General features: G+C 70.0%; 4 protein-coding genes and 3 pseudogenes. 4 read left to right on the forward strand and 3 right to left on the reverse strand.

The features are described 5' to 3' along the window. A partial coding sequence (locus K228_RS0123465; RefSeq protein ID WP_025620584.1) for a helix-turn-helix domain-containing protein occupies nt 1–474 on the reverse strand: 474 nt, incomplete at its 3' end. A gap of 80 nt (nt 475–554) precedes the next feature. Here K228_RS0123465 and K228_RS0123470 point away from each other — a divergent pair. The 3 genes and pseudogenes from K228_RS0123470 (at nt 555) to K228_RS26120 (ending at nt 3,152) form a co-directional block, all read left to right on the forward strand. Then, the gene (locus K228_RS0123470; RefSeq protein ID WP_025620580.1) at nt 555–1,574 is read left to right on the forward strand and encodes an NAD(P)/FAD-dependent oxidoreductase; all 1,020 of its coding nucleotides are present in this window, start codon (nt 555–557) and stop codon (nt 1,572–1,574) included. 273 nt (nt 1,575–1,847) lie between these two features. After that, nucleotides 1,848–2,117 carry a hypothetical protein gene (locus tag K228_RS0123475; protein WP_025620581.1) on the forward strand — a complete coding sequence of 90 codons (270 nt, stop codon included), beginning with the start codon at nt 1,848–1,850 and terminating at the stop codon, nt 2,115–2,117. Beyond that, a pseudogene (locus tag K228_RS26120) lies at nt 2,117–3,152 on the forward strand (hypothetical protein). Before K228_RS0123475 ends, K228_RS26120 begins: the two are co-directional and overlap by 1 nt. 215 nt (nt 3,153–3,367) lie before the next feature. Here K228_RS26120 and K228_RS0123485 read toward each other — a convergent pair. Both K228_RS0123485 and K228_RS26125 read right to left on the reverse strand, forming a co-directional pair. Then, nucleotides 3,368–4,513 carry a site-2 protease family protein gene (locus K228_RS0123485; RefSeq protein WP_025620582.1) on the reverse strand — a complete coding sequence of 382 codons (1,146 nt, stop codon included), beginning with the start codon at nt 4,511–4,513 and terminating at the stop codon, nt 3,368–3,370. A gap of 142 nt (nt 4,514–4,655) precedes the next feature. Beyond that, nucleotides 4,656–6,061: pseudogene (locus K228_RS26125) on the reverse strand (right-handed parallel beta-helix repeat-containing protein). A 352-nt stretch (nt 6,062–6,413) separates the two neighbouring features. Here K228_RS26125 and K228_RS0123495 point away from each other — a divergent pair. Further along, nucleotides 6,414–6,807: pseudogene (locus tag K228_RS0123495) on the forward strand (right-handed parallel beta-helix repeat-containing protein); the annotation flags it as partial.

Raw genomic sequence — 6,807 nt, forward strand, 5'->3', positions numbered from 1 at the left:
GACCCGGGTGTCGAACTCGGCCGCCTCGCCGGGCGTCAGCACGAGGTCGTGCTCGCCGAGCAGAAGTCGTAGCCGCCCGTTGAGGACATAGAGCCACTCGTACCCGTCGTGGGTCTTGGGTTCTGGCTCCCGCTTGCTGATCGGGATGACCAGTTTGAAGGCCCGGATACCGCCGACTCGTCGGGTCAGCGGCAGCACGGTCATGCCGTGGCGGGTGACCGGGCGCAGGTGGATGCGGGGGTCGCCGGTGGGCGGTGCCCCGACGAGTTCGTCGAGGGTGACGCCGTGGGCGCGGGCGAGGGGGAGGAGCAGCTCGAGGGTCGGCCGGCGAGTACCTGACTCGAGCCGGGAGAGGGTGCTCACCGAAATGCCGGTCTCCGCCGAGAGGTCGGTCAGGGTGGTTCCGCGCTGGCGGCGCAGGGCGCGCAGTCGGGGGCCGACCGCGTCGAGAGCCTGGTTCAGGTCACCGTCCATGGCCAGCAGTTTGCCACATCAGCAATAGAGTTTGCTATCGCTGCAGGCTGGGGGCACTGTGGCCGCGGGAGGTGGTCAGAATGACCGATCAGCTGAAGGAGAGCTACGACGTGGTGGTGGCCGGTGGCGGTGCCGCTGGCCTGAACGGGGCGGTGATGCTCGCCCGGTCGCGCCGATCGGTGGTGGTTCTCGACTCGGGCGACCCACGCAACGCCCCGGCCGAGGGAGTGCATGGGCTGCTGGGCCGCGAGGACATGCCGCCGGCCGAGCTCCTCCGGCGCGGGCGGGCCGAGGTGCGCGGCTACGGTGGCCACGTCGTGACCGGTGAGGTCGCGACCGCGACTCGGGACGGTGCCGGCTTCGTCGTGGCCATGCCCGACGGCCGGTCGGTACGGGCCCGCCGCCTGCTGGTCACCACGGGACTGGTCGACCTGCTACCGAGCATTCCCGGGCTACGCGAACGCTGGGGCCGCGACGTTCTCCATTGCCCGTACTGCCACGGCTGGGAGGTGCGGGACCAGGCCATCGGTGTGCTCGCCACGAGCCCGCGGTCGGTGCACCAGGCCCTGCTCTTCCGCCAGCTCAGCGCCGACATCAGCTACTTCACCCACATGTCCGCCGGACCCGACGAGGAGCAGGCGGAGCAGCTGGAAGCCCGGGGTGTACGGGTGGTCACCGGCACGGTGGCGGCCCTGGAGACTGCCGACGACCGGCTCGTCGGGGTGCGGCTCGTTGACGACACGGTCGTACCCCGGACCGTCCTGGGAGTTGGGCCGCGGATGGTGGCGCGGGCCGGGTTCCTGGCCGGGCTCGGGCTGCAGGCGGTCGAGCACCCGAGCGGGCTCGGCGAGCACATCCCGGCCGATCCGACCGGGCGTACCGAGGTGGAGGGGGTGTGGGCGGCGGGCAACGTCACCGACCTGGCGGCCCAGGTGGGGGCCGCTGCGGCCGGTGGCGCCGTCGCCGGGGCCGCAATCAACGCTGACCTGATCGCCGAGGAGACCCAACGGGCGGTCGTTGCCCTGCGGCATCCGTTCTCGGGCCGGTCCGAGGCCCGGGTCGCCGAGCTGGTGGCGGGCGAGGGCCGGCACGGACTGTGAATGGCAACAGGGTGCCACTGGGCGGTCGGGAAGAGGGGCAATCAGTTGCGCGACAGTCGGCTCATCGGTTAACGGACAGGACACCGGGCACCACACCGACGCACTGTTATAGCAGGTGAGAGGCGTGGATGGCGGGCCACATCCCGATCCTCGGGCCTGGCGGGGCCAGCAGTGTTCCGGTCGCACCGCCGCCACCGAGCCCGGCGCGAGCGTCGTCGCTGACGCGGCCCGCGCCGTCGGCCCGCCCCACCCACGCTTGGAAGGAGCCGACCGATGGCTGCTCCCACCGTAACCGTCGCCCTGAACGCGGCGGTCTACGCTCCCGGTGATGACATGAGAATGATCGTCACCTACAGCGACGCCGATACCCGGCCGCTGACCGTCACCGTGATGGTCACCGACGTGCGTGGCCACAGCAGCGCCCCCGCGCAGGTCGCCGCGGTCATCGACCCGCTCACCCTCACCGTCACCGATGACTCCGGCCGCGCCTGGACGAAACTGTCGGATAACGGCGCGGTGGCCGAATACCGGGCGGTGTCGTGATGCCCCGGGTCACCGTCACGGTGCGCGACTCCGGCGGGCGCACCGCCACCACCACCGCCGACTACCAGGTCGGCTCGCCCGTACTGGGCGGCTACTACCTCTCCGGCAACGGAAATCCGATAGCGGACCTGGCCGGCGGAAACATCCGGTCACTGACCCAGTACCGCAGCTTCGCCGACGGCTACCTCTTCCCGGGCTGGAACAAGCCCTGGCTGACGGAGCTCGGTGCGGCCGGGATGAAGATCAATATGGTGCTGGAGCTGAAGCACTACGGCGCCCCGCACGCCAGAGAGCAGACGTTTCGGGTCAACGGCCGGACCTACACGGTCCCGGCTCCGGCGATGACCATCCAGCAGCGGCCGGGGACGACCTGGCCCCGGGCATACGGGTACGGTCAGGTGCTCTCCGGGCAGTGCGACGGGCTGTTCTCGCGCGCTGGCGCAGTACCAGGAGATGGGCGTTGGGGTGAACCTCCAACTCGCCTCGGAGCTGGACACCGACCACGAGTTCGGCACCACGGAGGCGGGTCGGGCGTACACCTGGGCGGAGTCCGACGCCCGGGCAGTGGCGGCGTTGGCCTACATCGTCACCTGGTTCAAGGCCCGGGGCCTGCCCGCCGACACCACCTTCTCGGTGGGGGCGGGCGGCTTCGACCGGGCCTGCTATCAGCGGATCCACCCGGAGGCGCTGATGGCGAAGGTCGACTTCCTGCAGTGGAACGTCTACGCCACCAGCGCCACGCACACCGCGCTGGCCCGGTTTCGCCGTATCAAAGACTGGGCGGTCGCCGACCTCGGCCCAATCGCCCTCTCCCGCCCGGTCCTGATCGCGGAGTGGGGGGTCCGGTCGGCTGAGCTTCCCGACCAGGCGGCGTGGATCGGGACCGTGCCGGCTGCCGTCGCCGTGCTCAACGTGGAGCGGGGGCCACGGATCGTGCGGACGAACTACTTCAACTCGGGCTGGGGTCGGCTGGTGCCGAAGGACGCCGGCCTGGCCGCGCTCAAGCTGGCCTACACCACCCGACCGTACGTCTGAGGGGTCCGATGCGTGCCGCCGGCGGCCTGGTGCGCGGCTGCTCGGTCCGTGCCGCGGGGGGCCGGTGCGTGGCGGCGGCCCGGGGTGTGGCACCGGCGTCGGCGCTGGCGGCGGTGCCGGGGTGGGCTGGGGGCCCGGCGTGGTCGGTGGCGCCGGAACATGGTGGCTGCTCATCGTCCGGGAATTCCCGGCCCAGTGGCCGGTAACCGCACCCGTTAGGAACCTGGTTGCCCGGCCAACTGCTCCCGCATGCTGCCGCGCTGCGCCGCCCGGCTGATGTCGCTGGGCGACACGATCCCGACCAGCCGCCCGTCGTCCACCACGAGTGCCCGCCCGTCGGCGCAGTCGGTGAGCCGGGGGAGGAGCTCGTTGAGTGACTCATTCGGGGCGGCGAGCACAAGTTCGTCGGTGCGGCAGGCGACCTCGGCGAGGGTGGTGGTGGACCGGCGATCGGCCGGTACCCGGCGGACCCGGTCGAGGGTGATCAGCCCGACCGGCCGGTCGTCGGCCACCAGCGGCAGCGTCGAGTACCGGTAGGCGAAGAGGTAGTGCTCGATGAAGTCGGCCACGGTCATGTCACCGGCGGCGGTCTGTGGCTCTGGTGTCATCACGTCGGCGATCCGGATGCCGCTCAGGGCGCTGCCCATCCGGGCCTGCCGCTCCTCCATCGTGGCGGCGCCGATCAGGAACCAGCCGATCAGGATCAGCCACAGGCCGCCAAACCCGCCGCCGGCGAAGAACTGCCAGAACCCCAGGCCGATCAGGAGCGCCCCGAGGACCCAGCCGGCTCGGGCGGCCACCACCGACGCCTTGGTCCGGTCCCCGGTGGCCTTCCAGACCGCCGCCCGCAGCAGCCGCCCGCCGTCCAGTGGGGCGGCAGGCAGCACGTTGAAGACGGCCAGCAGCACGTTGATGCCGGCGAGCCAGGCCAGCGCGCCGAGCCACAGCCCGTCGTACCCGGTCATCGCCACTACCGCCGCGATGGCGCCGAAGAAGACGCCGATCAGCAGGCTCACCAGGGGCCCGATCCCGGCGATGCGCAGCTCTGCACCCGGGTTCGGCGCCTCACCCTTCAGCTCGGCAACACCGCCGAAGAGCCACAGCGTGATGCCGCCGACCTCGAGCCCGTTGCGCTTGGCGACGATCGCGTGCGAGACCTCGTGGGCGAGCAGGCCGAGGAAGAAGACCACGGCGGCGGCGAGGCCGGCGAGCAGGTACGCGATCCCCGGCTGGTCCGGGTAGGTGCGGGGGAACTGGTTGGCGGAGAGCGCCCAGGCGATCACCAGGAAGATGACCAGGACACTCCAGTTGACCCCGACTGGTACGCCCACGATCCGGCCGAGCCGGAAGCTTGCCCTCATCCTCCGGTCATACCCCTGGACCCTGCCCCCATGCCAGAGGCGAAAAGGCCCTTTGTTCGTCGCGAGATCGTACGGGACGGTTGGGCCCCACCGCCGGCCGGCGGTGGGGCCCAACCCTCCTGGTGGCGTGGCCGGTGGGAGGTCAGCCCGAGCAGCCCGGGACGTTGACGCAGTTGTTGGGCCGGTTCTTGATCACAACAGTGCCGGTGGCGGTGTTCAGGTTTACGGTGCCGCCCGCAATGTTGAGGATGCCCCCGCCGTCGGTGACGGCTGTGTTCTTGACGATCTTGGTGGCGAAGAGGGTGAGGATGGCGTTGTCGTTGTTGAAGACGCCGCCGCCGGTGTCGGCTTGATTTCCGGCGATCCGGGTGTTTCGGAGCACGACTGGGGCGGCAAGGTTACGAATTCCACCGCCCCGGGGTGCCCTGTTGTTGGTGATTTCACTGTCCTCGATGGTTGCGGCGCTGTCGCCGAGAAAGTTCTGAATTTCGAGGCCACCAGCGCCATCGCCGGGGGCGTTGTTGTCCGTGAGCTTAACGCGTCGCAGGGTGATTTGCCCCTCCTCGAAGATGCCGCCCCCCGAGTTCTCCGCGGTGTTGTGGCTGATGACGGAATCGGTAACCATGCTGATGGCGGCGAAGTCGCCTATTCCTCCGCCGGCTAGCCCGGAATGGTTGTGGGTGATGCTGCTGTGACTGATGCGTGTGGTCGCATTGTTGATGCTGCCGACTCCCCCGCCGATCGCAAATCCGGTGGCGGTGTTCTTGGTGATGGTGGAATATCCGATGGTGAGCAGGCCCGTCATATTCTGGAGGCCGCCAGCGCTCTCCCGTGCGGTGTTCCCGCTAGCCGTGGAGTGCTTGACGGTGGTCGTGCCACGGTTGGCCACCCCGCCACCGTTGAAGCCGATGTTTCTTTTGATCACGCTGTGGTTGATGGCGAGGGTGCTTCCGCTGTTGGCGAGGATCCCCCACCGTCGTCGAATGTTTCGGTCTCGCCGCCCGTGATGGTGAGGTGGTTGAGGGTGAGGTCGCCGCCGGCCTCGACGATCAGAATGCGGAATGGGTCGACGGCGGCGGCGCGTTCGATGGTGGTGTGTTTGCCGCCGTTGAGGGTGATCGGGGTGGTGATGGCGGGCAGGCCGGCACCGCCGAGGTCGGCGGTGAGGAGGTAGGTGCAGTCCTTGGCGAGGTCGAGGGTGGCGCCGCCGCGGGCGTTGGCCAGGGTGATCGCGGCGATCAGCGCATCTGTATCGCAGGGGACTGGCGTGCCGCCGGGCTTGCCCTTGTCGTCACGGCCGCGCCGGTCGTCGGTCTTGCCGCGGTCGCGGCGGGCGTCAGTCTCGCCGCTGGCGCGCTTGCTGTGGTCGTCGGCGGTGGTCTGGGTGCGCCCGGCAGCGTCGGCCGCTGGGGCGGCGGCGACGCCGACGGTGCTGAGGGCGAGGCCGGTCACACCGGCCATCCCGGCCGCCCACCAGCGTCGCCGTGACCTTGGTCGGTCCCCGTTTCGGCGGGCGGCTTCGGGTTCGTGGGTGTCCTGATGGTTCATCGCGGTGTCGTGTCCTTCCCCGTCAGCGACGAAGACCGGCCATCGGCGGGCCGGGTGGTCTCCTCGGCGACCGAATCGTTGGTAGCAGCCACCCGCACGCTAACCCCGGGATGACCGTAAAGAGACATGAAACCGAAAACATGCTCAAAACGGACGGCGCTCGTCGGCTCGACGGCAGTGGGTTCGCGCTTCCCCGGGGTTGGCACGACGGGTGCCTTGTACCGATATGAGGAATTTTACGATGAAACCACCTCATCATTCGGTTTGGTGGACTTTAACTGCTTGTGCGGCTGGACGGCCGCCCCACCGCTTCACCAGGAGCGCGGACCGACCGACACGAAGGTGAATCACGATGCCGGACCAAGCACGGCCACCAGGGCGAGCCCGTCGGCGGCGGCTCGCCCGGACGGCGACGACGCTGGGCGTAGCGACTCTCGCTGGCTTTGCAACCGTGGCCGCCACCGGATCCATGGGCCTCGCCCAAGCGCCCGGGGCGCTCACCCGAGCCGCACTGTCGGGGAACGACGCCGGCGGCAGCTCCGGTAAGGGTGGCCCGGAGCAGCACCGAAACAGCTCCGCCAACGGCGACGGGGGTGGTGACATGAACACCGCCGGCAACCCGGGCTGGAAGGGCGATGGCCATGGTGACGGCAAGGACAAGGGCACCCCGGTGCCCTGCGACCCCAACGCGCTGATCGCCGCGATCACCGCGGCGAACCAGGCCGGCGGCGGCACCCTACGCCTGG

The sequence above is a fragment of the Salinispora cortesiana genome, from assembly GCF_000484695.1.
In the GTDB taxonomy this organism is placed as follows: Bacteria; Actinomycetota; Actinomycetes; order Mycobacteriales; family Micromonosporaceae; genus Micromonospora; species Micromonospora cortesiana.